Consider the following 26,999-nt stretch of genomic DNA (forward strand, 5'->3'; position numbering starts at 1 on the left):
GAGGTGCGTCGCCCCGGCTGCGCACCGCGCGCGGCTCGAGGGCCTCACTCGGTGCCTGGGGTCGCCGGGGAGGCCCCTGCCTGCCGGACGGGACAGCCCCTGACCCCGGGGACCGGACGCGTGCCGAGATCGGCGATGCGGTAGCCGTTCGGGTAGCCCTTGATCTCCCAGTTCTGCCGTGCGTAGTGGGGGTTCCGGCGCGGGGGCATGAGGCGGACCATGCGGCCGCGGGTCCGCACCGCACGGCGCACCCACGCGCGCGTGGCGGCGCTCGGCGGCTCGTACCGGAAGGCCCGTAGGAGCGAGTCGTCGAGCAGGCAGAGGGTGGCCCGCCGCAGGACGGGGGCCAGGGGGCGCGGGTACCAGGAGGCCATCAGGTCCAGGGTCGCGTCGGACACGCTCCGGGCCTGCGGGTCCCAGCCGAAGTGGGCGGCCTCGTAGGCGTCGAGGCAGGTCTCGAACTCCTCGTAGGTCCCGGGGATGTCCTTGATGCCCATGTGCCGCCCCAGGGTGCGGTAGTGGACGGCGGAGGCGACGGTCTCGTGCCGGGACAGCCGGCGCCATCCGTAGGCGTCGATCCACCTCTTGGGCATCACCACGAAGGTGCACAGCACGTACCGCATGTCGTCGTTGCCGATGTCGTAGCTGCGGTGCATCTGGTTGATGCGGCGGACGGCGGTGCGCCCCTCGTCGCTGTCGAAGCCGTACTCGACCACGGTGTCGAGGAGCAGCGAGGTGTCGTCATAGCGCTTCTGCGTGCGGTCGGTCAGCTCCCGGGTCTCGGCGAGCAGGCGGCCGATGCTCGGGACGGCGTACGTGCGGTAGAGCGCCAGTTCCAGGGCGCGGGTGTAGTCCCAGGGGAACTCGTAGGCGGCGCTGAGCCGGTAGATCTGCAGAGCGTCCTTCTCGGGGTGCAGACGCCGGATCTCCTCGAGCCGCTCGAACCGCTTCACCGTTCCGTCCCCCTTCTGTCACGGCGACTCCAACCTTACGTTGAAGAGCAGCACACGCACGTCGGCGGCGGCAACCACGCTGGGGGAAGGTGGCTCGGCATGTTCGACAGGATCCGCGCATCGGTCGGAAGAGTCATGAACTCTCCGCGCGCCGGGGCGGCCGAGGGCAAGCGCACACACAACCTGTTCGAGGCGGCCGCCGCTTACGTGTCGGCGTGCGCCGAGGACGACCGGGACCGGATGGACGAAGCCGCCGCGTGGGTCTCGCCGGAGGCCCTGTCGTTCGGTGTGACGGAGCTCGCCTGCCGCGCTGTGATCGCTCTGGCGCGGGAGCGCGAGGAGTCTCCGCGGGAAGTGGCGCAGACACTTCTCGGCCTGCCCACCGCCTGACGCCGGAACTCGCCGGGCGCTTTCGCCCCGTCCGGCCGGAGACGTGCGGTTCCTTCTGTGATTCGCAGTCGTGACAACCGGCTGGTGGGAGCACTAGGGTCGCCGACGAACTACGGATCGGGAGGACGGCATGACCGGGACGGACGAGGACCCCGTCGCCGCCACGGACGACGCGCTGTATGTGCTGACGGCGATTCTGCTCACGCCCGCGCAGTTCCCGAGTGTGCTGGGAGACGACTATCCGGAGGCCTGTGCGGCGCTCGGTCTGCCGCCCGCCACGGACGGGTACGGCCTCGTGCTCGGCCAGGACGGTGACGGTGCGCGCTGGACGGTGGTCGTCGACGACGTGTCACTGGTGGCCGTCGCGATCGCGTCCTGGGACTGCGGCATGGAGTACGACCTGTCGCCGGACGAGCGCACGATCGTCACCGCGCTGCCGGGGTGGCCGCTGGCCGTGGCCGTCGCGGCGCCCGGTGTGCCCGCTCCGCACGACCCGGCCCCCGAGGACACCGACCGGGAGCCGCTTCGTCCCCCGGACACCGACACCTGGGGGCCGGCGCAACGACGCCTGGGCGCCGACCAGATCGCGTTGCAGTGGGCCATGTGGCGGGAGCAGGTCAATGATGCCGACTTCGCGTCGGAGGACGGCATGAAGTCGGCAGTGGAGGGTGACGACCCCGCCGACGACAAGGCTGCAGGCGGAGCCCGCGACGGCATAGACCGCGCGCTAGACGAAGCGCACGCCTATGTGGACTCCCCTCCGCCACCGGGCCGTGTCCGTTCCTCCTTCGCACCGGGTGACGCACGGCTGCTGCGGGCCGACGGGCCCGGCTGGTCCATGGTGGCCAGGACGGACGACATCGCGTTCTTCCTCCTCGACGAGAAGCCCGGGGAGGTGATCCCCGTGGGACGCGGTGCGCAGTTGCCCGGGCTGCTGGAGGGACTCGACAAAGTGGCGGCACGTCCGGCCTGAGGCGGGACTGCCGGGGCGAGTGGCCGCCCGCGGGCGGTGACGTGGTCAGCTCTTGCCCACTCGCGGGGACCGGGCCGGCCGCCGGGCTCTCAGCGGCCGAGCTCCTTGCGCGCCACCCGGCGCAGCCTGCGCCGCTGTGACGGGTCCAGGGTGAAGTACGCGGCGGCCGGTACCCCCAGCACGATCAGGAGGGCGGCCCACCACGGCAGCCATATCCACAGGATGAGCCCGGCCAGCACTCCCCCGGTGGCGATCTTCGCGTTCCTCGACATCTGTCGCCTCCTTCGCGGCCACTGCCGCTCTGTGTTCTGAGAACGGGCGCCCGCCGCGCGCGGTTCCGGCCCGCGACCCTGAGACAACCCGGAGCCGCGCCCCTCAGCCATCCCTGAGAAAACCCCTCAGGGGACGGCACCGGCCTCGGTGTGCGTCGGCGGAGCCGCGGCCGGCGCCGGGAACAGTGACTCCAGGCCGCTCGGAAAGCCGCTGGGCAACACGCTGGCCAACCCCGACGGCAACCTCGTCGGCAGGATGGAGGGCAGCTTCGAGGGCAGTTCGGTGGGCAGCCGGGTGGGGATGCCCAGGGGCGGGGCAGACGTGCGGCCGGTGGTCGCGCCGCTCTCGGTGGGCGATTTCCGCTGCGTCGCGCCACCGCCGCTGTCGACCACGAGGACTGCCGCGACGACGCCGAGGGCGACGATCACGGCGAGCGCGAGCAAGAGGCCGACGCGGCGGCCGGGCGGTCCGGGTGGGGGTGGTCCGGGCGGCTGCTGGAAGGGCGGGCCGAACCCGGTGTGGTCCGAAGGCGGCGTGTCTCCCGGCTGCATGGACATACCCTCAACCGTCGCCTCCGACCGGTCGTGACGGGACCCCCGCGCGGCTGTCGATACGGACCCATGCCAGGGACCGCATGGTTCCGCGACATTCCGCGCGAGGGCCCGTCACCGTGCGAGCGCAGGCAGCGTTCAGCCGCGCGCGCCCAGCAGATGGTCCATGGCCAGCTGGTCCAGGCGTTCGAAGGCCATCCCGCGCGCGGCGGCCGCCTCGACGTCGAACTCCTCGAAGGCACCGCGGTCGGCGAGCAGCGCCTCCAGTCCGTCCTCGGCGGTCGGCTGGGCAAGCTGGTCCAGACGGGAGGCACGCAGGGCCTCCTGCACCTCCGGGTCGGCCCGGAAGGCGGCCGAACGCTCCTTCAGGATGAGGTAGTTGCGCATGCAACCCGCCGCCGACGCCCACACGCCGTCGAGGTCCTCGGTCCGCGGCGGCTTGAAGTCGAAGTGGCGCGGTCCGCTGTAACCAGCGCTCTCCAGGAGGTCGACCAGCCAGAAGGCGGCCCGCAGGTCGCCCGCGCCGAAGCGCAGGTCCTGGTCGTACTTGATGCCGGACTGGCCGTTGAGGTCGATGTGGAACAGCTTGCCCGCCCAGAGGGCCTGCGCGATGCCGTGGGGGAAGTTGAGCCCGGCCATCTGCTCGTGGCCCACCTCGGGGTTGACGCCGTACAGCTCCGGGCGCTCCAGGCGCTCGATGAAGGCCAGGGCGTGGCCGACCGTGGGCAGCAGGATGTCGCCGCGGGGCTCGTTCGGCTTCGGCTCGATGGCGAAGCGCAGGTTGTAGCCCTGGGAGGTGACGTACTCGCCGAGCAGGTCGAAGGCCTCCTTCATGCGGTCGAGCGCGGCTCGCACGTCCTTGGCCGCTCCGGACTCGGCTCCCTCCCGGCCGCCCCAGGCGACGTACGTCCTGGCGCCCAGCTCCACCGCCAGGTCGATGTTGCGGATGGTCTTGCGCAGTGCGTAGCGACGGACGTCCCGGTCGTTCGCGGTGAAGGCGCCGTCCTTGAAGACGGGGTGTGTGAAGAGGTTGGTGGTGGCCATCGGCACGGTCATCCCGGTCGTGTCGAGGGCCTGACGAAAGCGCTTGATGTGCGCCTCACGCTCGCTGTCCGAGGACCCGAAGGGGATCAGGTCGTCGTCGTGGAAGGTCACACCGTAGGCCCCGAGCTCGGCGAGGCGCTGCACCGTCTCCACGGGGTCAAGGGCGCGCCGGGTGGCGTCGCCGAACGGGTCCCGTCCCTGCCAGCCGACGGTCCACAGGCCGAAGGTGAACCTGTCCTCGGGGGTGGGCTGGTAGCTCATGCGCGGCTCCTTGCTCGCTGAGACTATTTCGTCATGGCACTTAACAAATTAGTATGCGGAGGCATCTCTGGGAAGAGACGATGTGTCCTCCGTCCGGGGACTCCGTGCGGGGAGTCCGTGCGGGGAGTCCGTGCGGGGAGTCCGTGCGAGGAGCCGGCGCGGGCCCTCCGTACCGGTTTCCGTACCGAGCACTCCGTGCGGGGAACTTCGTACGGTGACGATGGGCGCACGTTCGGCCGACCGGTCGGCGGCACGCCCGCCCACAGGTCAGATCCCGCGAGCCGCGGAAGAGGGAGAGCCCGATGTCAGCAGCCGAGGGTCCGCTCGTCGTCGGGGTGGACTCGTCCACCCAGTCCACCAAGGCCCTGGTCGTCGACGTGTCGACCGGACGGGTGGTGGCGAACGGCCAGGCACCGCACACCGTCACGTCGGGCGCCGGTCGCGAGAGCGACCCGCGCCAGTGGTGGGAAGCGCTGTGCGAGGCCCTGAACCAGTGCGGCGAGGCGGCACACGAGGCCGCCGCCGTGTCGATCGGCGGCCAGCAGCACGGCCTGGTCACCCTGGACGCCCGGGGTGAACCGGTGCGCCCGGCGCTGCTGTGGAACGACGTCCGGTCGGCGCCGCAGTCCCGCCGCCTGGTGGAGGAACTGGGCGGCCCCAAGGTATGGGCGGAACGCACGGGAAGCGTGCCCGGCCCGTCGTTCACGGTCACGAAGTGGGCCTGGCTGGCCGAGAACGAGCCCGAGGCCGTCCGCGCGACCAAGGCTGTACGGCTGCCCCACGACTACCTGACCGAGCGCCTCACCGGGCAGGGCACGACCGACCGCGGCGATGCCTCCGGCACCGGCTGGTGGGCGTCGGCGACGGAGTCGTACGACGAGGAGATCCTCGCGCACGTGGGCCTCGACCCCGCTCTGCTGCCGCGTGTGGTCCGGCCCGGTGAGGTGGCCGGCACCGTGCGCGACGCCCATGACCTGCCCTTCTCCAAGGGCACCCTGGTCGCGCCGGGCACCGGGGACAACGCGGCCGCCGCGCTGGGACTGGGGCTGCGCCCGGGGACCGCGGTGCTGAGCCTCGGCACCTCCGGGACGGTGTACGCGGTCTCGAGACGGCGGCCCGCCGACCCGACCGGGACCGTGGCGGGCTTCGCGGACGCGCACGGTGACTGGCTGCCGCTGGCGTGCACGCTGAACTGCACCCTCGCCGTGGACCGGATCGCCGCCCTGCTCGGCCTGGACCGGGAGGCCGTCGAGCCCGCGACCGGCGTGACGCTGCTCCCCTACCTCGACGGCGAACGCACCCCCGCCCTGCCGCACGCCTCGGGGTTGCTGCACGGCCTGCGGCACGACACGACGGCCGGGCAGCTGCTGCAGGCGGCCTACGACGGCGCGGTGCATTCGCTGCTCGGCGCCCTGGACCTGGTGCTCGACGCGGACGCGGACCGCTCCGCTCCGCTGCTGCTCATCGGAGGCGGCGCGCGAGGCCGGGCCTGGCAGGAGACGGTGCGGCGGCTCTCGGGACGTCCGGTCCAGGTCCCCGAGGCCAAAGAGCTGGTCGCGCTGGGTGCCGCCGCGCAGGCCGCCGGGCTGCTGACCGGTGAGGACCCGGCAGCCGTCGCCCGGCGCTGGGGCACCGCCCGCGGGCCGGTCCTTCAGGCCGTGGAGCGGGACGAGGCGACGCTGGCGAGAATCGCCGGGGTACTCTCCGACGCGGCGCCGCTGCTGGAGCGGGAGCCGGACCGGCGCTGACGAGATCCGAGGGAGGCATGACCGCACCGCTGCACGAAGCCCACCCGTCCAGCCCCGGCCGACGGCTGCCGGACACCCAGCAGGGCATGCGCCGCCGCAATCTGGCGCGAGTCATGCACACGCTGAGCGCCGAGGGGCCGCTGTCGCGTGCCGCGGTCGCCTCACGGATCGGACTGACCCGCGCGGCGGTCTCAACGCTGGTCGACGAGCTGATCCGGTCGGGACTGCTGGAGGAGCTGGGGCCCGAGCGGCCCGGCCGGGTCGGGCGTCCGGGTTCCGCTCTGGCCGTCAGCGGGCACGGTCCCGCCGGGATCGGCGCCGAGATAGGCGTCGATCACCTGGCGGTGTGCGCGGTCGATCTGCGCGGCGAGGTACGGGTGCGAGCGGTGCGGCGCGGCAGGAACCGTGGCCGCCCGCCGCAGCCGGTGCTCGGCGAACTGACCGCACTGGTACGGCAGGTGGCCGAGCAGGCGGAGGGAGAAGGGCTGCGGCCCGTGGGCCTCGCCGTCGCCGTGCCGGGCCTCGTCGCACGCGACGCCCGGACCGTGGTGCGCGCCCCCAACCTCGACTGGCACGACGTCGACCTGGGGCCCCTCCTGCCGGACGAGCTGCCGCTGACGGTGGACAACGAGGCCAACTTCGGCTCCCTGGCGGAACTGTGGCTCGGTGACGACACGCCCCGCGACTTCCTGCACGTCTCGGCGGAGATCGGCATCGGCGGCGCCGTGGTCGTGGACGGGCGGCTGCTGCGCGGGACGCGCGGCTTCGCGGGCGAGCTGGGTCATGTGCCCGTGCGCCCGGAGGGTCCCGCGTGCGCCTGCGGCGGGCGCGGCTGTCTGGAGCAGTACGCCGGCGAGGAGGCCGTGCTGCGGGCGGCCGGGCTGACACCGGGCGAGGATCGCGTCGAACTCCTGGCCGAGCGCGCGGCCCAGGGCGACCGTGAGGTACTGCGAGCCCTGCGCGGTGCCGGAACCGCGCTCGGAGTCGCACTCACCGGAGCGGTCAACCTGCTCGACCCGGAGACGGTCGTGCTGGGGGGAGCCCTGGCCGCTCTCGCGCCTTGGCTCCTGCCGTCCCTGGAACGGGAACTGGCGCGCCGAACGGCCGGCCCGGCCTGCGCCGTGACCGTCTCACGGCTGGGGTCCGAGGGGCCGCTGCTGGGTGCCGCGCACTCGGTGGTGCGGGCGGTGCTGGACGATCCCGCGGCGGTGGCGGCGCGGACGTGACCGCTTGGCCCGTGGATCCGGGAACCCGGTCACGTAGGGGCCCCCGAACGGGTGATGGAGATATCCACAGTCTCCTGTTTGTCCACCGGCGACACCGCCCTCTTCCTGCCCAACCGCCCAGCGCCGTACCGTGATTCACGCGGGGCGCAGCCGCCGGGCAGTGGCTGCGCGGGCGCAGAATCGGGGGGTTCACATGGCGGGGGACACGGCTTTCGGCCTGAGGCGTGAGGCGATCGGCCTGCGTGAGGTCCTGTTCCAGAGCATCACAGCGATGGCGCCGGCAGCAGCGGTCGCAGCCTCCATTCCCTCCGGCGCGGCCTTCGCGGGCGGCAGCCTGCCGTTGTCGGTGCTCGTCGCCCTGGTGGCATGCCTGTTCACCGCGTCGTGCGTGGCCGAGCTGGCGCGGCGGCTGCCTGCCGCCGGCTCGGTGGCGACCTATGCGGCGCAGGGGCTGCATCCGGCCGTCGGCTTCCTCGTCGGCTGGGCGTACGTGTTCGTGGAGGCGCTGGTGCCGCCGCTCCTGCTCCTGCAGCTCGGCTTCACGACGGCGGGCACGCTCCACCAGGAGTGGTCCACGTACCCGGCCGGTCTGTGGTGGCCGTGGGCACTCGCCGGTGCGGTCGTCATCGGGGTGACGGGTTACTTCGGCGTGCGCGCCTCGGCCCGGTTCGGCACCGTCCTCGGCGTCTTCGAGGTGCTGGTGTTCCTGGTCTTCGCCCTCTGGCTGATCGTCAGAGCAGGTGGGCACAACACGCTGTCGGTGTTCGGGACCTCCCACGCGGCGAAGGGGTACGAGGGCGTGAGCGGCGTGTTCGCCGGGTCGGTCTACACGGTGCTCGCCTTCGCCGGCTTCGAAGCGGCTGCACCGCTGGCGGAGGAGACGAAGGATCCGCGACGGACGATGCACCGCGCGGTCCTCGGAGCGGCGCTCGCGATCGGACTCTTCTACGTGGTCACGACCTACGCGATGACCGTGTTCGTCGGCCCCGACCGCTTCGCGGCATTCGGCGCGTCGGGAGCGGCGTCCTGGGAAGGTGTGGCGCGGGCCTCCTTCGGGCTCTTCTGGGTGCTGGTGTTCCTCGCCGTCGTCAACTCGACGGTCGCCAACGCCAACGCGTGCGCCAACGTGTCGACGCGTACGGCCTTCGCATTGGCGCGCATCCGGGTGTTCCCACCGCTCTTCGCGCACCTGCACCCCCGGTACCGCTCCCCCGCCACCGGCATCGCCGTGCAGAGCGCGGTGGCCGTAGGGGTCATGCTGGGGCTCGGCCTGGCCTACGACCCGGTCACGGCGTTCCTTCTGCTGGCCACCGTCATCGTGACGGTCGTCATCGGTGTGTACATCGTGGTCAACCTGGCGTGCGCGGGCTACTTCCTGCGCCGCGGGCGGGAATCGTTCAGCCCGGTGCGGCACCTGCTGTTCCCGCTGCTGGGCGTCGCCGCCTTCGTGCCCGCCCTGCTGACCGCGGCGGGCCTGCCGGTGTTCCACTTCGTGTCCACGCTGACCGCACCGGTGTCGTACGCCGGCCCCGTCGTCGGGGTCTGGATGGTCGCGGGGGTCGTGGTGCTCCTCGTCCTGCTGCGGCGCCACCCCGGTCGGATAGCCGAGACCGCCCGCGTCCATCTAGACGACTCCCCCACACCCGACCCTCTGCCGAACGGAGCCGTGCGGCCATGAACGATCCCCGAATCCTTACCGTGCGGCCCACGCCGGACGAATACGCCTGGACCTTCGGCGGCGCACCGCCCGTCGCGCGGATCCCGCCGGGGACGGTCCTCGACCTGTACACGGAGGACTGTTTCGCCGGACGGGTCCGGTCCGAGAAGGACCTCGTGTCGGAGGTGTGCGAGTTCCCGTTCCTGAATCCGCAGACCGGTCCGTTCCATGTGGAGGGCGCCGAGCCGGGCGACACCCTCGCGGTCCACTTCGTGTCCATCGAGCCGGCCCGGGACTGGGCGGCCTCGACGACGGTGCCCCTGTTCGGCGCGCTGACCTCGACACACACCACCGCGACACTGCAGCCGCCGCTGCCGGAAACCGTGTGGATCTGGCATCTGGACCGGGAGCGGCGCACCGCACTGTTCACCGCGCGCGACAGCGACATCCGCGTCGAGCTGCCGATGGATCCCATGCACGGCACGGTGGGCGTGGCACCGGCCAACCTGGAGGTGCGCTCCGCGCTGGTGCCGGACGCGCACGGCGGGAACATGGACACCCCGGAGATGCGGGCGGGCGCCACCTGTTATCTGGGGGTGAACGTCGCGGGCGGGCTGCTCAGCCTGGGTGACGGCCATGCCCGGCAGGGTGAGGGCGAGACCTGCGGAGTGGCCGTCGAGTGCGCGATGAACACCGTGGTGATCGTCGAACTGCTCAAGGGCGTCGCCACACCCTGGCCGCGCATCGAGACGGACACGCACATCATCTCGACGGGCTCGGCACGCCCGCTGGAGGACGCGTTCCGGATATCCCAGCTCGACCTGGTGCAGTGGCTGGTGCGTGACTACGGGTTCAGCGAGCTGGACGCCTACCAGTTCGCCACCCAGACGGTCGAGTCTCCGCTGGCGAACGTCTGCGACACCAACTACACGTGCGTGGCCAAGCTGCGCAAGGAGTGGCTGCCCGCACGCGAGACACACCGAGGAATCCACGCCCGGATGCGCGAAACGGCGACCGCGCTGGGGCGTTGAGCAGACCAGGAACAAGATGGCCATTTCTTCGAAAGTCAGGCCGGAAGGCACTCCGTCCATGGAACGAACCGAGCAGGAACGGGCACGACCTCTCACGAGCAGACGGCGGTTATTGCAGGGTGCGGCCCTCGCAGCGGTTCCATACGTCCTGCTGCCCTCCGCACCGGCCCAGGCCCGGCCCCGGGTCGTCGACCATCCCTCGGCGGACTGGATGTCGGCGGACCCCGGTAACTACACGCCGTCCGACCGGCCGTTCAGCTACCCGCTCGACCTCGTCGTCATCCACGTGACACAGGCGACGTACACGAACACCCTGGGGATCTTCCAGAACCCGCGGAAGAACGTGTCCGCGCACTACGTCGTCCGGTCGGCGGACGGGCACATCGCGCAGTGCGTCCGCGAGCACGACATCGCCTGGCACGCGGGCAACTGGGACTACAACACGCGCAGCATCGGCATCGAGCACGAAGGGTGGGTGGAGCGGCCCGGGTATTTCACGAACGCCCTGTACGAGGAGTCGGCCGGACTCACGGCGGCGATCTGCGCCCGGCACGGCATCCCCAAGGACCGGGCGCACATCATCGGCCACTACGAGGTCCCGGGCACCGACCACACCGATCCCGGACCGAACTGGGACTGGACGCGGTACATGAGACTGGTCAATAGCTCTTGACGCCCGGGCGAGCTGCCGATCCCGTGGGGGTTGATGGCGGTCGAAACGGTTGTCGGCGGCGCCGGCTCGGAGCGACGATGTCACCCACCGCACCGCCGTTCCCGGGAGGCCGAGTTGACCGAGCCGTGGGTGGCCCTGGAGCCAGGGGTCGATCCCGCCGAGCGGGTGCGGGAGCTGCGCCGCGCGCATGAGACGTTCACGGCGGTGGGCACGGTTGCCCGGCGGGTGCGCCCGGTGGTGGCCGAGTCGTGGCGGCGTTCGGCGCGGGCGGGCGTCGGACCGGACGGCACGGCGCGGGTGGAACTGACGGACGGCGACCTCGGCTCGTACCGGGCCGAGCATCCACTCGCGCGGGTGATGCCGCTGGTGCGTGAGCTGATGGGTCCGTTCGCGGCGGACGGCGAGCATCTGCTGGCGGTGTGCGACGCGCAGGGCAGGCTGCTGTGGGTCGAGGGGCATCCGGCGACACGGCGGCGGGCGGACGGCATGAACTTCGTGCCCGGTGCCCGCTGGGCGGAGTCCGCGGTGGGGACGAACGCGCCGGGGACGGCCGTCGCCGTGGACCGGCCGGTGCAGGTGTTCGCCGCCGAGCACTTCGTGCGGCGGGTCCAGCCCTGGACGTGCGCGGCGGCGCCGGTGCACGATCCGCGCACGGGAAGGGTGCTCGGCGCGCTGGACATCACCGGCGGGGACCGGCTCGCGCATCCGCACAGCCTGGGGTTCGTGCAGGCGGTGGCCCGGGCGGCCGAGTCCCAGCTGGCGCTCCTGGCGCCGGCCGAGGACACGGCGGACACGCTGCTGCTGACCGCGCTCGGCCGCGACGAGGCGCGGCTCCTCGTCGGCGGCCGAAGGATCCGGCTCAGCCGCCGGCACAGCGAGATCCTGGTGCTGCTGGCGCGGCACCCAGAGGGGCTGACCGGGGACGAACTGCTGTGCGCGCTGTACGAGGACGAGTCGGTGACACCGGTGACGCTGCGCGCCGAAATGGCCCGGCTGCGCCGGATCCTCGGCCCCGGCGTGCTGGCGTCGCGCCCGTACCGAATCGCGGCGGCGGTCGAATCCGATGTCACCGTCGTGGAGCGCCGGCTGGCGTCGGGGGCGGTGGCGGAGGCGGCGGCCGCGTACCGGGGACCGTTGCTGCCGGGTTCGCAGGCGCCCGCGGTGACCCGGCTGCGGCGCAGGCTCGCCGACGGGTTGCGGACGGCGCTGATCGCCCGCCGCGACCCCGACCTGCTGGCCGACTGGGTCCACGCGCCGTGGGGCGAGGACGACCTCGAGGTCTGGCGGGCGCTGGCGGCGGTGCGGCCGACCGCGGCGGTCAGGGCACGCCTCCGGGATCTGGAGGCGGAACTCGCGGCGCCGGCGGGGTGGTAGGGGCCCCGGCCGCACTGGCGCGGGAAACAAGACGGCTTCCGTTCGCCGGCCCGGGACGCAACGTCGTCGCAACGTCCCCGTTCCTAGCCTCGGCGTCGAGAGCCGCCCAACGGCGGGCGGCGCTTTCCCAGGAGGCAGAGCCGCAATGACCCGTTACGCAGCGCCCGGCACCGAGGGCGCGATCGTCTCCTACCGGGCGCGTTACGACCACTTCATCGGCGGCGAGTACGTGCCGCCGGCGCGTGGCCAGTACTTCGAGAATCCGACTCCGGTCAACGGGCAGCCGTTCACGGAGATCGCGCGGGGCACCGCCGAGGACGTCGAGCGCGCACTGGACGCGGCGCACGCCGCCGCGCCCGCCTGGGGCCGTACGTCGGTGACCGAGCGCTCCGACATCCTCCGGAAGATCGCCGACCGGATGGAGGCCAACCTGGAGCGGTTGGCGGTGGCCGAGAGCTGGGAGAACGGCAAACCCGTCCGGGAGACGCTGGCCGCGGACATTCCGCTCGCGATCGACCACTTCCGCTACTTCGCCGGCGCGATCCGCGCGCAGGAAGGTTCGCTGGGCGAGCTCGACGACGACACGGTGGCGTACCACTTCCACGAGCCGCTCGGCGTGGTGGGCCAGATCATCCCGTGGAACTTCCCCATCCTGATGGCGACCTGGAAGCTCGCGCCGGCGCTCGCCGCGGGCAACGCGGTCGTGCTGAAGCCCGCAGAGCAGACCCCGGCGTCCATCCACTACTGGCTCAGCCTGGTCTCCGACCTGCTGCCGCCGGGTGTGGTGAACATCGTCAACGGGTTCGGCGTGGAGGCGGGCAAGCCGCTGGCGTCGAGTCCGCGCGTGGCGAAGGTCGCGTTCACCGGCGAGACCACGACGGGGCGGCTGATCATGCAGTACGCCTCGGAGAACATCACACCGGTGACGCTGGAACTCGGCGGGAAGTCTCCGAACATCTTCTTCGACGACGTGTGGTCGGCGAACGACGACTTCCGCGACAAGGCGCTGGAAGGCTTCACGATGTTCGCGCTCAACCAGGGCGAGGTGTGCACCTGCCCCTCGCGGGCGCTGGTGCAGCGGGGCCACTACGCGGAGTTCATGGAGGCGGCGGTCGCGCGCACGGAGAAGATCACGACGGGGCACCCGCTGGACACGGACACGATGATCGGCGCCCAGGCGTCGAACGACCAGTTGGAGAAGATCCTCTCCTATCTCGACATCGGCCGGCAGGAGGGCGCGAAGGTCCTCACGGGCGGAGAACGCGTCGAACACGACGGGGAGTTGAAGGGCGGGTACTACGTCCAGCCGACGATCTTCGAGGGCGACAACCGGATGCGGATCTTCCAGGAGGAGATCTTCGGGCCGGTGGTGTCGGTGACGTCGTTCCACGACTTCGACGACGCCATCAAGATCGCCAACGACACCCTGTACGGCCTCGGCGCGGGCGTGTGGACGCGGGACATCAACACCGCGTACCGGGCGGGCCGCGCCATCCAGGCGGGCCGCGTCTGGACGAACTGCTACCACGCGTACCCGGCGCACGCGGCGTTCGGCGGCTACAAGGGCTCGGGCATCGGCCGTGAGACCCACAAGATGATGCTGGAGCACTACCAGCAGACCAAGAACCTGCTGGTGAGCTACTCGCCGAAGAAGCTGGGCTTCTTCTAGACGCAGAACAAGGGCGCCTGACCAGGGCAGAAGCCCGTCAGGCGCCCTTCTCGGCGCACCTCTGAGCGGCGCGTCGCCACCATGGCCCGGCCGGGCGGCTGCCGTCGCCTGCACACGCCGTCAGGGTCGGCGTCTCGGTCGTGCGCCGGCCACTGGTCACGTGACGGTCGGGCACGCGATGGCGGTGCGCGCCCCGCCCGGGAAGGAACTCCCCACGGCTCGGAGCCACCGCACTGATCACCGCGTCGTAGCCGTGACGTGCCGCGGCGGCGTAGCTGTGCTCGACAGATCGCCGTGGAACGGCTGCTGCTTGTCCGTTGCGGCGTGCGTAGGGGCCTGTGTGCGGGGCCAAGCCCGTACGGTGCCCGTGCCTGGCCCCGGGGTGTCAGTTCTGCAGGCTCCAGTGCTGGTTCGCAGCGCCCGTGCAGTTCCACAGCTGGACTTTCGTCCCGTTGGCGGTCCCCTGGCCGTTGGCGTCCAGGCAGAGCCCCGACTGCGCTGCTGTGATCGTGCCGTCGGGATTGATGTTCCATTGCTGGTCCGCCTGCCCGCTGCAGTCCCAGATCGCCGCCGGGGTGCCGTTGCCGGTTGCTTGGCCGGAGGTGCCCAGGCACTTGTTGCCGTAGACGACCAGCTGCTTGCCGGCGGTGTAGGTCCACCGCTGGTTGGTGCCGCCGTTGCAGTCCCAGAGTTGTGCCTGGGTGCCGTTGGCCGTGGTGAAGTTGTTGATGTCGAGGCAGCGCCCCGACTGCTGGCCGACGATCTTCTGGTTCCCGGAGGACGGTGGCGGTGGCGGCGGCGTGTTCGAGTCGAACTGTGTGAAGAACTGCCACACCGCCGCCGACGTCCAGGTGCGCCAGCCGTCACCGGTGGAACCGTCTATGGGCCCGGGGTCGTGGCCCGCTCCGTCGAACGCGGCCCAGACGACGGGGTATCCGGACCTGCATCCTGAGTAGGCGGTGATGATGTGCGTCAGGCTGCCGTTGGCCGGCTCGGGCGGGTTCTGCGGGGTGCAGCCGTTCGCGTGGACGAAGGTGTCGCGCAGTCCCCGTCCCAGCGAGATGGGCAGCACGTTGTCCCTGATGCCGTGCAGACCCATGTAGGCGATGGGTTGATTTCCGCCGTCGCACCCGCTGAGGTTCGCGCCGGAGTAGACCGCGACCGCGCGGAACACCGTCGCCCGGGAGCAGGCGAGGGCGTACGACATCGCGCCGCCGTAGCTGAAGCCCGCGGAGAACAACTGGGTGGTGTCGACGCACAGGCCTGATTCGATCTGGCTGACCATGGCGTCGACGAAGGCAACGTCCTGGCCGCCGGGGTTGGCCCAGCCGTTGCCATTGCCCTGGGGAGCGACGAAGATCGTGCTGTTGTTCGCGTCCGCCAGGCGCCGCAGACCGTAGTAGGACCAGTTGTACCCGTCCGTTCCGCCCGAGTCGACGTCATTGGCCGTGCCGCCCCGCCAGTGGAATCCGAAGATCAGCCGGTAGGGGTGGTTGCTGTCGTAACCGGCAGGAACCCGCAGGATGTAACTGCGGGTCTGGCCGCCGCTCTGAATCGTGTGTGTACCACTCGTCAGCGTCGGGGCCTTGCCGCAGCCGCCGGTCGCCCGGACGGTGCCGGTGGTGGTGGCCGACGCACGCGCACCGAGGCCGCTGCTGAACGAAGTGCCCGCCGCTGACAGGACGAGAAGTATCGCAGCCGCTATCGCCATTAAGAGCGGTTTGCGTTTCATACACTCCTTCTTCCGTGGTTGAGGGATGGGCAGGGGGCGTCGGTCGCCGGGGCGTTTCAGACCCCGGTGATGGTCCATTCGTTGTTGGTGCTGGAGTTCGGCGTCCACATCACCGTGGTGGAGCCGACGGTGGTGCTGCCGCTGCCGTCAAGGGCGGTGCCGGTGCCCCGATTGATGATCTGGTAGCGGTTGCCGCCGAGGCTGTTGAGCGCCCACTGCTGGTTGTTGCCGCCGTTCCACGCCTCCTGCCGGGCGGGAGCGCCGTTCGCGGAATTGCCCCAGCTGTCGGCGGCCATGCCATTGGTGCGGTTCATGATGCGGTAGTAGCCGTTGCCGAGGTCGATCAGCTGCCACTGCAGGTTGGTGCTCCCGTCGTAGTTCCACTGCTTGAGGTTGGAGCCGGAGGCCACGTTGCCCCCGCTGTCGAGCACCAGTCCGCTGGTCACGTTGGCGATCTTGACCCAGGTGGTGGAACCGCCCGGCGCGCCCAGGACGGGGATCTCACCGGAGAAGGTGAGCTTGACCGTGTACGCCAGGGCGCTGAACGGCGGATTGGACGAGGGCATGGTGAGGTGCAGGCCGGAAGCGTCCTGGGTCGGTGCGGGGAGGTTGATGTAGGTGCCGGCGGTGTTGTTCAGCAGTTGCGCGCTGGTCAGGCTGCTGAGGTTGATCTGGTTCGAGTTCAGCGTGGTGATGGTCATGGTGCCGCCCTGCCAGCCCAGCGCGGTGGCGTAGAGGACCTTGTTGTCCTGACTCCGGGTGAACCGGATGTCCTGCGGTTTGCCGGCCACCGGTCCGCTGAACGAGCCTCCGCCCATTTTGGTGGGGCCCTCGCCGTAACTGGCCCAGGAGCGGGTGCCGTAGACCGCCTCTCCGAAGCGGCCGAGCCAGTCACCCATGGCGAGCAGGATGGACTGCTGCCCGGAGGGGATGGTGCCGTCGGCCATCGGCGCGATGTTCAACAGCATGTTGCCACCCTTGCTGACCCGGTCGATCAGCGAGTGGAGCAGTGCCTGCGTCGAGTAGTAGCCGATGCCCGCCGTGTAGCACCAGCTGGAGGAGGAGATGCTGTCGTCGGTCAGCCAGTAGGGGGTGAGCAGCCCTGCCGGGCCGCCGCGCTCGAAGTCGAAGACCTCGCCCTTGTTGTCGAGGCCGTCCTTGTAGGTGGCGACCACGTCCTTGTTCCAGGAGACGGCCTGGTTGTAGTAGTGCGCGAGGAACTGGAGCCGGTAGGACTCCTGCACCAGGCCCAGGTCGAAGTCCTGCCAGACCAGGTCCGGCTGGTAGCCGTCGATGACCTCGACCAGCTTGTCGTACCAGAGTTTGTTCTCCGCGGCGGAGTCCTGCTGACCGAAGAGGATGCGCAGCGTCGGGTCCGACTGGGACGGCACGTGGTCGTAGTAGCCGTTGAAGTGGTAGGCGTGGTGAAGCGAGGCCATGAACTTCAGTCCCTGCCCGCGGATGGCCTGCGCGTGCAGCCCCACCAGGTCGAGTCTGGGGCCGTGCTGGACCGAGTTCCACGGGTTGGCGCGGCTGTTCCACATGGAGAAGCCGTCGTGGTGCTCGGCGACCGGGCCGGCGAACTTCGCGCCCGCGGCCTTGAACAGCCGCGCCCAGGCGTTCGGGTCCCAGTTGCCGCCCTGGGAGACCAGTTTGGGGGCGAACTGCACGTGGTTGCCGGCCTTGTCGCGGGCACCGTCGATGAAGTTCTGGTACGGCCACACCGAGGGGTCGCCGTAGGTGGCGATGTGGTGCTGGTTCTCGGCCGAGCCGCCGATGTACATGTTGCGCGGATACCACTCGTTCCCGAACGCGGGAACGCTGAAGACGCCCCAGTGGTAGTAGATGCCGAACTTGGCGTCCTGGAACCAGGCCGGGGCCGGGGGGTGCTGGTCCACGGAGGACCAGCTCGCGGTGTAGCTTCCGGGACCGTCGGTCGCGGCGGCCTCGGGGGCGAACCGCAGCAGGCCGAAGGCCGTGGCGGCGCCGGCCGCCGCAAGCAGCCGGCGCCGGCTGATCGGGAGGGAAGAGGAAGTCATGGGGGCCTCTCGGAGGAAGTGACGGGGGTGGCTCAGGAGGATCGACAGCCGGTCACCTGATCAACTGCGCGTCCACTTCTGGTTGCTGCTGCCGTTGCAGGTCCACAGCTCCAGCAAGGTGCCGTTGGCCGTTCCCGCGCCCGTGGCGTCCAGGCACAGGCCGGACTGGGCACTGGTGATCGTGCCGTCGGCGTTGATCGTCCACTTCTGGTTGCTGCCGCCGTTGCAGGTCCAGATGTCCACCTTGGTGCCGGGGCTGGTGCCCTGGCCTGCGGCGTCCAGGCAGTCGCCGCCGTACACCCGCAGCTCACCGGTCGGGGTACTGGTCCACTGCTGGTTGCTGCCGCCGTTGCAGTCCCACAACTCCACCTGGGTACCGGACGTCTGCGACTGGTTCGGCACGTCCACGCACCGGCCGGAGCCGACCCCGACGATCGCGCCGATCGTGCCGCCGCCGCTTCCGCCGCTGCCGGGGGTGATGGAGAGGTTGTCGAACTGCGCCGTCTCACCCTGGCTGGTCGCGTAGCCGGCCTGGCCGCCGGCCCAGGTGCGGTCGTTCACGGAACCGACCGTGAAGCCGTCGATGACTGCGGTGACGGTGGTGCCGGAGAAGGTGAGGGCCAGAGTGTGCCACCGGTTGGTGCCCAGTCCCGTGGTCGTGCCGTGGGCCAGGGTGGAGACGTTTCCGTTGGTGTTCGAGTTCAGGATCGACCAGGCTCCGGTGTCGCTCACCCGCAGGTGGTAGGCGTTCAGTCCTCCCGTGCTGCTGTAGTCCTGTGCGTTGGCACGGCCGATCAGCTCGGCGTATCCCGGCTGTTCGAGCATCACGTCGGACGAAACGGTGTAGTTGCTCCAGCTCACGTCACCGAGCAGGGCGTGCGGATCGGACAGCGCGTCCCAGGTGATCGGTTTCTGCGGGCTCATCTGGCGCACGCACGTGCCGCTGCGGCCTCCGCCGCAGCCCACCGCCTCGAAGGCACCCTGCCAGTCCATGAGGTACTTCGCCTCGGTGCCGGTGGCGTAGCCGTCGAAGGAGTCGCTGTACGGCAGGCTCATCGTGCCCTGGGCGGGACCGGTGGCGGTGCCCTTGCCCTGTCCGGTCGTGGTGGTCAGGGTGTAGACGCGATGGGGCTGCACGGTCAGGCTGAAACCGCCGCCGGACGGGGTGATGTCCGTGGAGTGCACGAAGTAGTCGGCCGGGTTGCTTGAGTTGACGTCGGTCGACCAGACGTGGACGGTTCCGGTGGACAGTCCCCCGGTGACATTGAAGTTCAGCGTCTGGGGGCTGCCGGCGTCCATCGTCTCGATGACCGTGGAATAGTCGGAGTTGTTCGTCGACTTCAGTGAGACATAGCTGCCGTTGTTCCGGTTGCCGCCGATGTAGCCGCTGGAGGCGTCGAGGTACTTCCACCCCGGGGCGGTGAACTGGCTGGTCTGCGCCATCACCCAGGCGTTCTTGCCGATCGCGTAGTGGCCGGACCACGGCTGCGAGGCCAGGGCGAGACCCATGGTGGGGTACGGCAGGTTCGGCGTGATCGCGGCGACCACCGGCCAGTTGAGGTACGCGGTCATCCGGCCGTCGATATAACCGCGGTTGATGCCGCGGGCCACGGCCGGCGCTCCCGCGTTGTAGTCGTCGGAGCCGTTCTCGCTCGCCCACAGCGTCTTGCCGGACGATGTCGCGGCCGACGGCACCGAGCAGTTGGACTGGGACGACCGGTAGCCGCAGGGGTAGTGCGTGCCGATGACGTTCACCGCGGCGGCGAACGCCGGGTTGGAGTCGATGTCGTTCGCCACGTTCCAGTCCGAGTCGGCTGCGACGATCTTGATGTTGCCGTAGCCGTTGGTGTTGAGCGCGCTGCGCAGCTGCTCGTACCAGGAGATGTTGTAGCCTCTCTCGTTCCATCCGCCGAGGTAGTCGATGCTCAATCCATGCTGTTTGGCGCAGCCCAGCCACGAGAGCAGATAGTTGATCATGTCGGTGGACCAGAAGTTCCCGCCGCCGATCCAGCCGGGGGCGCCCCAGGCGAGCCCGTACAGCTTGATGTCCGGGTTGCGCGCTTTGGCCTGCTCCATCAGCCACCATTCGTAGCCCCGGTTGCAGTTGAGGTCGGACCGGGTGTGCTGGTGACTCGGCTCGGCCCCCGAGGTGGAGTTGGTGTCACCGCCGATCTCGGCCTTGAGGATCTGGAGGGAGGCGCCGTAGCCGGGCCGGAACAGGTAGTCCAGGATCTGGCCGCGTTCGGGCTCGGGATAGTCGACCAGGAGTCTGCTGTTGCCGCCGCCGCCGCTGATCGCGCCGACGCCGTCGAAGGTCCGGCCGCCGGACGCGCCGTTGATCGTGATGGAGGTGGCGGCATGGGCCGGCGCGGCGGCCGTGCCCACGACGCCGCCGGCGGCCAGGACGAGGCCCGCGAGCACGGCCGTCGAGGCGCGTACACGCCGGAACAACCGTACGAATGCTGACACGGTGGGTTCCTTTCGCAGGTCGGAGGTGTCCCATGGCCGGTGTGCTGGGTCCGGCCACAGGGCCCGAGGGCTGTGCTGTTCGTGGTGGTCATGACCACGGGGTTGCGTCCGTGGGGCTGTGGTCAGCGCAGGACGAAGTCCTGGTTGGTGCCGGGCCCGTTCTTGCACGGCCACTGGTCCAGTTGCTGACCTGCGTTGCTGCCGGCGCCGTAGACGTCCAGGCACAGACCGCTGTTCCGGTTCTGGAACGCGTAGGAGCCGTCGGACTGCCGCACGGGCAGCCAGAGGCCGTTGGCCGTTGCGCCGGGGGCCTGTTGGACGATGTCCGGGGTGCCTGCCGCCGTGGAGCTGCCGGCGACCGCCACGTCCTGCCCTGAGCTCTGGGCGCGCAGTTCGCCGTAGCCGCCCGAGGCCGGCACGAACTGGAACTGCTGGTTGCCCTGCCCGTTGCAGGTCCACTGGTCGATCGCGGCGCCCGCGCTGCCGGAGTTTCCGTACACGTCCAGGCACAAGTTGTCGCTGGCGACGACGAGTTGGTGATAGCCGTCCGGGAAGCCCCCACCGCCACCACCACCGGACGAGGCCGGTGTCAGATAAACGGCGAACGCGTCGTGCGAGGCCTGGAACGTGAACGGCACGGTGATCGAGCCGCCCGAGGTGCTCACGTTCTGGTCGAACACGATCTGCGGGGCGGCGAGCGGCGCCTGGTCCGGGATGCGATGCACGGTGACGTGCACGCTGCCGGCGTTCGCCAGCCAGGGTACGGACGACAGCCCGTTGAAGGTCACGGACGCGGCGCCGGTGTACCCGTTCGAGTCTCCGATGACCGCCACCGCGCGCTTGGCGGTGGAGTCCTCGGAGGCCGAGATCGCCGTCGAGCCGACCTGGCCCGAAGTGTCCACGAGGGTGCCGGTCATGTCGGCGTAGTCCCGAAGCGCCCACCAGTTGCCGGTCGGCTGCCAACTGCCCCCGCTCTGGGTCAGGACTCCGGTCAGGTTCGGGGTGACGCAGCACACCCAGTTGCCGCGCATCGCGTTGGTGTACCCGGACTGCGCGAACCGCGCCAGGTACCACGCTGTCACCCCGGCGGTCTGCCGGTCGGCCGGCTGGTACTCGTTCGAGGACAGCGGCAGCGGACCGATACCCGCAGCGGTCAGGTCGCTGTCGAGGGTCTGCGCGACGGTGACCGGGTCGTCGACATCGCCCTCGTTGTGGTTGGTGATCATGTCCGGCACTGTCCCGGCCGCCTTCACGTGCGCGAGCCAGGTCTGCCATTCACCCGGGTTGTGCTGCGGGTTGAACGCGAGCGACGGCCCCACGATCTGCGCCCCGGGGGCGATGCGCCGGATCTCCCGGTAGGCGGTGTCCCACATCCGGAAGTACTGGGCGCTGTTCACACCCCGGGTCCAGAAGACGGAGATGTCCGGCTCGTTCCAGATGTCGTAGGCGAACGTCAGCCCCGAGGCCTGCAGTGCTCCCACCGTGGAGTCGATGAAGCTGATCCAGTTGGAGCAGTCGCCGTTGTCGCACGGGTACGTCGTGTTCGACGGCTGGCCGCCGTTCGCGCCGTAGATGTCGCTGACCAGTACCTGGTACTGCGCGTGATAAGGCGGCCGGGTGAGCCGTTTCGCCTGCGCGATGATGGAATCGACGTCGGCACGGGTGGCCGGGCCGTCCTTGTAGCCGTCCCTGATCCAGCCGCCGGAGAACCATCCGCCGCCGCGGAACGCGTTGAGTCCCAGTGGCTGGATGAACTGGTCCGCCGGCTGGCTGCCGTCTTCGGTGATGCCGTAGAGGAACCCCTCCCCCACGCCGGTCGACGGCCCCCGCGTCGACGCCAGGTTCACGCTGAGCGACTCGCCCGAGGCGGCCCGGCTCGTGGTCGTCGACAGCAGCGGCAGCACGAGCGCCAGGACGATGCCGGCCATCAGTGCCAGACGGCCGGGTCTTCCTCTCGTCCTCATCCGGTCCTCCTGCGGTTCGGCGCCGCTGCGCTGCGTGGGCGGTACGGCGCGGTGACACGCCGGGGCGGCCGTCGGGTGCCGCCCCGGCGTTGGGTGCGGGTCGCTCACGGGGTCAGTTCAGCGACCATTGCTGGTTGGATCCGCCGTTGCAGGTCCACAGTTCAACGGGGCTGCCGTTGGCGGTGGCGGCGCCTGTCACGTCCAGGCACAGGCCGGACTGGGCGCTGGTGACGGTGCCGTTGGCGTTGAGGTTCCACTGCTGGTTGGTCTGGCCGTTGCAGGGCCAGGTGATGGCCTTGGTGCCGGGGCTGGTGCCCTGGTTCGAGGCGTCCAGGCACATCTGGCTGCTGCCGGAGTACACGGTGAGCCGGCCGGAGGCGGTCTGGGACCAGGTCTGGTTCGCCCCGCCCGAGCAGTCCCGGATCTGTGTCTGCGTCCCCGGCGTCGTGGACGCGCCCGGCACCTCCAGACACCTGCCCGCACCCACCGCGTGCAGCGCACCCGTCGTGCTCGGGCCACCACCGCCTCCCGTCCCGTAGCCGGCGGCGGTGATGCCGGCCTGCACGGCGTTCTCGGTGGCGTCGGAGGGGTACCCCGCCGTCATCGCGCCCTCGAAGAACTCGCCTTGTCCCGAGTTGCTGTTGTCGCCCCCGGTGCCGAGCAGGACTGAGCTGTCGACCTTCATCGGTGAGTAGCCGTTCGGCAGGGGGCCGGAGAAGGTGGTGGTCAGGCCGCCGCTGGTGGCGTTGCCGTATTTGAGAGTGAAGTTGCTGGTGCCGTTGTTCTTCTCCCAGGCGCTGACGAAGGGGTAGTGCACTCCGGGGTTGTTGGGATCATGGTTGGAGCCCGTGTTGGTGTGGTACATGCCGTTCTCGAGGTCGGCCTCGACCCACGGCCCGCTGCCGGTACATCCGTTGAACCAGCAGGCGTTGCCCCAGTAGATGGCGTTCATGGTGGCGTTACCCGTGTCGGTGTGGGAGTTCTCGCCGCTGCCGTAGTCGAAGCAGCACCACTGGTTGGTGTAGTTCGACGACGTCACCATGTAGATGCCTTCGGGCTGGGAGCCGGTGGCCACGCCGCTCGCGTGGTCGAGCCGGTAGCCGACGCCCGGGGTGACCTTGACTCCGAAGACCTGGTGGCCGGCCAACGTCACCGGAAGGGCCATGGCGTCCGCCCCGACGTCGGAACCGTTGGGTCCGGGGCCCTTCCAGTAGCCGCCCCAGGAGATCGGCAGATCGTTGTGCCTGGCGGTCTGGTCGTAGATCTTCGTGATCGTGCACGACGTGCCCGAACAGAACGACACCTGGGAGGCGCCGTCTGCGTAGCCGCCCGCGCTGAGCACTCCGATGTCGCGGTAGCTGTGGTCAGAGGCCCGCTGGATCCGGTACAGCGGCCCGTTGTACGACGCGAAGAGCGCTCTGGTGGTGGAGTGCGCCGTCACGCACGGCGTGCCGCCCGCGGCGTAGATGTCGCACGGGAGCGACGCGTCGGCCGCGGAGGCGTTCGCCGACAGGGCCGCCGAGTGAACGGCGGCGGCCGTGCCGGTCTGCGAGGATGTGGCGAATGCCGGTGCGCCGAACGCGGCCAGGGCCATCGCCAGGGCGATCAGGAGCACGGCCGGGAATCGCCTTCGCCGGCGATCGGTTGCTGATCCGAGCAAGGAGACCTCCTCTGTGGCGGTGCCGCCGCACGGCGGCACCGAAGCTGCCGGTGGCCGACGGGAGGGGGGACTCATCCCAGCGTCCACCGCTGGCTGCTGCTGCCGTTGCAGGTCCACAGCTCGGCGAGGGCTCCGTCAGCCGTGGCCGCTCCGGTGACGTCCAGGCACAGGTGGGACTGGACGCCGGTGATCGTGCCGTCGGAGTTCAGCGTCCACTGCTGGTTGGTCTGGCCGTTGCACGGCCAGATCTCCACCTTCGTCCCGGGGGTGGTCTGGTTGTTGTAGGCGTCCAGGCACATCTGGCTGCTGCCGGAGTAGACGGTCAGCTGGTTGGAGGTGGTGTGCGTCCATGTCTGGTTGGCCCCGCCGTTGCAGCTCCAGATCTCCACCTGGGTGCCGGCGGTCGTGGTCGAGTTCGGTACGTCCAGGCACTTGCCCGCCCCCACCGCGTGCAGCTCACCGGTCACGCTGGTGCCGCCACCGCTGCTGGTGCCGCCCGCGACCCGGTACATCACCGTGCCGTGCGCCGGCACGGAGGCGCTGATGGTGCCCGAGGTGGTCGAGGACGCCCCCGACCACAGGTCGGTCAGGGTATAGGTGGACGCCCCGGTCTTCCCGATCGCGGCCGCGGTGGTGGTGATGGTCGCCGTCGAGCCCGTCTCGTTGAACAGCGCCACCGACACGTCCCCGTTGGCGAGCGGCTTGGCCAGCACGTCCAGGCCGCCCGAGGACGACACCATGGTGCCCTGCTTGCCCAGGGGGTCCTGGTCGACCGCGATCACCCGGGAGTTGGTCAGGACGGACAAGGTGGCCGCACTGGCCGACGGGATGTTGGTGCCCGCGATCAGCGGCGCGGCCATCTCCGCCCACAGGCTGAACTCGCTGCGGCTCTCGGTGGCCGTCAGTGAGCCGTTGCCGACCTCCAGCATGTCGGGGTCGTTCCAGTGGCCGGGGCCGGCGTAGGAGGCCAGTCCCACGTTGCTGTGGAAGATCGACAGCATGCTGGAGTAGTCGGCGGTGATGTCCCCGGTCGTGCGCCAGCTGTTGCCCACGTCCGCGCCCCAGGTCCACACGTTCTCCTGGCCCCAGTTGCACAGGCTGAACAGGATCGGCCGGCCGGTTGCCGCAAGGGCGTCCCGCATCGCGGTGTACCGGGTGCGCGCCGGCACCCCGGTGTTGTTGCAGTTGTCGTACTTCAGGTAGTCCACGCCCCAGGACGCGAACGACTGCGCGTCCGTGGTCTCGTGCCCCAGGCTGCCCGGATACCCGGCACAGGTCGCGGTGCCCGCGTCCTCGTAGATCCCCAGCTTCAGCCCCAGCGAGTGCACGTAGTCCGCGGTGCCCTTGATGCCGTCGGGGAACTTGGCCGGGTCCGGCACCAGCCGGCCGCCGGAATCGCGGTTGTGGGTCATCCAGCAGTCGTCGATGTTGACGTACGTGTAGCCCGCCGCCTGCATGCCGTTGGTGTGCATCGCCTGGGCGGTGGACTTGATCAGCGACTCGGAGACATTGCAGCCGTACGCGTTCCAGTCGTTGAATCCCATCTGCGGGGTCAGGGCGAGCCCGTTGCCGAGCGCGGCGGCCGGCTGCGCCGCAGCGAGGGAGAGGAGGGGGAGGGTCACGGCGAGCAGCACGGCCGAGAACGTGAGCGCCAGGGTCCTGCGCAGGGACTGCAGCGGGTGCAGCGGCCGAAGGCGCCTGGCTCTCGCAGTGGTCATGGGCATAGGTCATCGACTCCTGGGCCGAGGGGTGGGAGAGCACGTGCAGGGCTGCGGGACAGGTCCCGTGATGGTCCTTCGGGCGTGCGGGAGGATCTACGCCTCCCGCACGCCCGAAGGGGCTTCAGCGGTACCCGGCCGCGGTGATGTTGGCCTGCACCGCGTTGTCGGTCGCGTCGGAGGGGTAGCCGGCGACGATGGCTCCTTCGTAGAAGGTGCCGGCGCTCAGATTGGCGCCGCCGCCGGGCTTGCAGCAGTCACCGCCGCTTCCCAGGACGATGGCCCCCTGTTTCTTCATGGGGCTGTATCCGCCGGGAAGTCCGCCGTCCCAGAGGGTGGTCAGGGCGCCGGACTGCGCGTTGCCGCCCTTGAGGGCGAACCTCGACGTCCCGTTGTTCTTCAGCATCGCGGTGACGAACTTGTTCGGAAAAGCACGCTGGTTGGTGTTCCAGGACTGGCTGCCGCCGGAGTACAGGCCCCATTCGAGATCGGCCTGGACCCAGGGACCGCTTCCCGAGCAGCCACCGAACCAGCACTCGGTGCCGAAGTTGATCGCGTCCATGGCCCCGGCGGCGTCGGCCTTCCTGGTCGTCTCGCTGTTGCCGTAGTCGAAGCAGCAGCCGCTGTTGACGTGGGTGCCGCTGGTCACCATGTACGCCCCTTCGGGTGCGGCACCGGTCGGCACGCCCGTCAGGTGACCGTCCCGCCAGTAGCTGTTTCCGGGGTTGATGTACAGCGAGTAGGCCTTGGATCCCCCGGCGGTCAGCGACTCCGAGGTCGCCTTCGCGGGGCTACTCTGACTCGATCCGGGGACCTGGGCCGATCCCTGGTACCACAGGTCGTTGCCGTGCCCGGACTGGTCGCGGACGACCGTGATCACGCACGAGGTACCCGCGCAGAACGAGTCCTGCGCCGCCGCGTCGGCGACACCGCCGGGCGCCAGGACGCCGATGTCCCTGGTCGCGTTGTCCGAGGAGCGCCTGACCTGGTACAGGGAGCCGTTGTACGAACGGTAGAGCGCCCGCACCGTGCTGTGCGCGGCCACGCACGGCGTACCGCCCGCGGCGTAGATGTCGCACGGGCCCGACCCACTGGGCGGAGGCGGAGGCGGAGGTGCCGGCGTGCTCCACTTCTGGTTGCTCTGGCCGTTGCAGGTCCACAGGATGACCGCAGTGCCGTTGGCCGTGGCCGCCCCGTTGACGTCCAGGCAGAGGCCGGATGCGGTACCGGTGACGGACCCGTCGGAGTTCTGCCGCCACATTTGGCTCGGCCGGCCGTCACACGACCAGATGACCACCGGGGTACCCGGGGTCGTCCGGTTGTCGTAGGTGTCCAGGCACCGGGTGCCGCTCATCGTCCTCAGCTCACCCGCCGCCGTGAACTCGAACGCCTGATTGGCCTGGTTGTTGCAGTCCCAGATCTCGAGCGCCGTTCCCGGCGTGTCGATGTTTCCCTTGACGTCCAGACACCGCCCTGAGGCCGAGCTCACCAGGGGTGCCGTCACCGTCGGCACCGATGCCGGCCATGTCGGCGCGGTCGCCAGCACCATGCTCAGCAGTGCCATCACGCAGACGGCGGCGACCGCCGGTAAGCG

Annotated in this window: 20 protein-coding genes; 9 read left to right on the forward strand and 11 right to left on the reverse strand. The window is 70.2% G+C overall.

The features are described from left to right. Nucleotides 1-44: 44 nt before the first annotated feature. Nucleotides 45-953: an oxygenase MpaB family protein gene (locus ACZ4SW_RS11345; protein ID WP_468241013.1), complete on the reverse strand. Its 909-nt coding sequence runs from the start codon at nt 951-953 to the stop codon at nt 45-47. Nucleotides 954-1,052: 99 nt separating this feature from the next. Between ACZ4SW_RS11345 and ACZ4SW_RS11350 the strand changes: the two genes are divergently transcribed. Continuing rightward, nucleotides 1,053-1,343 carry a hypothetical protein gene (locus ACZ4SW_RS11350; protein WP_468241015.1) on the forward strand — a complete coding sequence of 97 codons (291 nt, stop codon included), beginning with the start codon at nt 1,053-1,055 and terminating at the stop codon, nt 1,341-1,343. A 130-nt stretch (nt 1,344-1,473) separates the two neighbouring features. Continuing rightward, nucleotides 1,474-2,316, forward strand: a complete 843-nt coding sequence (locus tag ACZ4SW_RS11355) for a hypothetical protein (RefSeq protein WP_468241018.1) — start codon at nt 1,474-1,476, stop codon at nt 2,314-2,316. Between the two features lie 89 nt (nt 2,317-2,405). On the opposite strand, the gene ACZ4SW_RS11360 is transcribed toward ACZ4SW_RS11355, so the two are convergent. The 3 genes from ACZ4SW_RS11360 to xylA all read right to left on the reverse strand — a co-directional run bounded on the left by ACZ4SW_RS11360 (nt 2,406) and on the right by xylA (nt 4,445). Then, complete coding sequence (locus tag ACZ4SW_RS11360) at nt 2,406-2,588, reverse strand: hypothetical protein (RefSeq protein WP_103842773.1); 183 nt, start codon at nt 2,586-2,588, stop codon at nt 2,406-2,408. 126 nt (nt 2,589-2,714) lie between these two features. Further along, entirely contained in the window at nt 2,715-3,146 is a 432-nt protein-coding gene (locus ACZ4SW_RS11365) for a hypothetical protein (protein WP_468241020.1), read from the reverse strand. Nucleotides 3,147-3,278: 132 nt separating this feature from the next. Beyond that, the gene (xylA, locus tag ACZ4SW_RS11370; RefSeq protein WP_468241022.1) at nt 3,279-4,445 is read right to left on the reverse strand and encodes a xylose isomerase; all 1,167 of its coding nucleotides are present in this window, start codon (nt 4,443-4,445) and stop codon (nt 3,279-3,281) included. A 302-nt stretch (nt 4,446-4,747) separates the two neighbouring features. Here xylA and xylB point away from each other — a divergent pair, with 302 nt between their 5' ends. The 7 genes from xylB to adh all read left to right on the forward strand — a co-directional run bounded on the left by xylB (nt 4,748) and on the right by adh (nt 13,823). Continuing rightward, on the forward strand, nt 4,748-6,193 hold the full coding sequence (gene xylB / locus ACZ4SW_RS11375; protein ID WP_468241024.1) for a xylulokinase: 1,446 nt from the start codon (nt 4,748-4,750) through the stop codon (nt 6,191-6,193). 17 nt (nt 6,194-6,210) lie between these two features. Beyond that, nucleotides 6,211-7,419 carry an ROK family protein gene (locus tag ACZ4SW_RS11380; RefSeq protein ID WP_468241027.1) on the forward strand — a complete coding sequence of 403 codons (1,209 nt, stop codon included), beginning with the start codon at nt 6,211-6,213 and terminating at the stop codon, nt 7,417-7,419. Between the two features lie 193 nt (nt 7,420-7,612). Then, a complete protein-coding gene (locus ACZ4SW_RS11385) occupies nt 7,613-9,097 on the forward strand; it encodes an APC family permease (protein ID WP_468241029.1) in 1,485 nt (494 codons plus the stop codon). Beyond that, on the forward strand, nt 9,094-10,107 hold the full coding sequence (locus ACZ4SW_RS11390) for an acetamidase/formamidase family protein (RefSeq protein WP_468241031.1): 1,014 nt from the start codon (nt 9,094-9,096) through the stop codon (nt 10,105-10,107). Before ACZ4SW_RS11385 ends, ACZ4SW_RS11390 begins: the two co-directional genes overlap by 4 nt. A gap of 58 nt (nt 10,108-10,165) precedes the next feature. Then, nucleotides 10,166-10,780 (forward strand): N-acetylmuramoyl-L-alanine amidase, encoded by a 615-nt coding sequence (locus tag ACZ4SW_RS11395; protein ID WP_468241034.1) that lies wholly within the window; start codon nt 10,166-10,168, stop codon nt 10,778-10,780. Nucleotides 10,781-10,894: 114 nt separating this feature from the next. Further along, entirely contained in the window at nt 10,895-12,154 is a 1,260-nt protein-coding gene (locus ACZ4SW_RS11400; RefSeq protein WP_468241036.1) for a GAF domain-containing protein, read from the forward strand. Nucleotides 12,155-12,299: 145 nt separating this feature from the next. Then, nucleotides 12,300-13,823: an aldehyde dehydrogenase gene (adh, locus tag ACZ4SW_RS11405; RefSeq protein ID WP_468241039.1), complete on the forward strand. Its 1,524-nt coding sequence runs from the start codon at nt 12,300-12,302 to the stop codon at nt 13,821-13,823. A 385-nt stretch (nt 13,824-14,208) separates the two neighbouring features. Here adh and ACZ4SW_RS11410 read toward each other — a convergent pair whose 3' ends face one another. The 7 genes from ACZ4SW_RS11410 to ACZ4SW_RS11440 all read right to left on the reverse strand — a co-directional run bounded on the left by ACZ4SW_RS11410 (nt 14,209) and on the right by ACZ4SW_RS11440 (nt 26,969). After that, nucleotides 14,209-15,534 (reverse strand): RICIN domain-containing protein, encoded by a 1,326-nt coding sequence (locus ACZ4SW_RS11410; RefSeq protein WP_468241041.1) that lies wholly within the window; start codon nt 15,532-15,534, stop codon nt 14,209-14,211. Nucleotides 15,535-15,611: 77 nt separating this feature from the next. After that, the gene (locus ACZ4SW_RS11415; protein ID WP_468241043.1) at nt 15,612-17,594 is read right to left on the reverse strand and encodes an alpha-L-fucosidase; all 1,983 of its coding nucleotides are present in this window, start codon (nt 17,592-17,594) and stop codon (nt 15,612-15,614) included. A 60-nt stretch (nt 17,595-17,654) separates the two neighbouring features. Beyond that, nucleotides 17,655-20,063 (reverse strand): ricin-type beta-trefoil lectin domain protein, encoded by a 2,409-nt coding sequence (locus ACZ4SW_RS11420; protein ID WP_468241046.1) that lies wholly within the window; start codon nt 20,061-20,063, stop codon nt 17,655-17,657. A 122-nt stretch (nt 20,064-20,185) separates the two neighbouring features. Then, a complete protein-coding gene (locus tag ACZ4SW_RS11425; protein ID WP_468241048.1) occupies nt 20,186-22,027 on the reverse strand; it encodes an RICIN domain-containing protein in 1,842 nt (613 codons plus the stop codon). Nucleotides 22,028-22,139: 112 nt separating this feature from the next. After that, the gene (locus ACZ4SW_RS11430) at nt 22,140-23,621 is read right to left on the reverse strand and encodes an arabinofuranosidase catalytic domain-containing protein (RefSeq protein WP_468241262.1); all 1,482 of its coding nucleotides are present in this window, start codon (nt 23,619-23,621) and stop codon (nt 22,140-22,142) included. Between the two features lie 137 nt (nt 23,622-23,758). After that, on the reverse strand, nt 23,759-25,405 hold the full coding sequence (locus tag ACZ4SW_RS11435; RefSeq protein WP_468241050.1) for a glycoside hydrolase family 27 protein: 1,647 nt from the start codon (nt 25,403-25,405) through the stop codon (nt 23,759-23,761). A 124-nt stretch (nt 25,406-25,529) separates the two neighbouring features. Further along, the gene (locus ACZ4SW_RS11440) at nt 25,530-26,969 is read right to left on the reverse strand and encodes an arabinofuranosidase catalytic domain-containing protein (RefSeq protein WP_468241052.1); all 1,440 of its coding nucleotides are present in this window, start codon (nt 26,967-26,969) and stop codon (nt 25,530-25,532) included. Nucleotides 26,970-26,999: the final 30 nt, after the last annotated feature.

It is taken from the genome of Streptomyces sp. NPDC028331 (assembly GCF_055565775.1).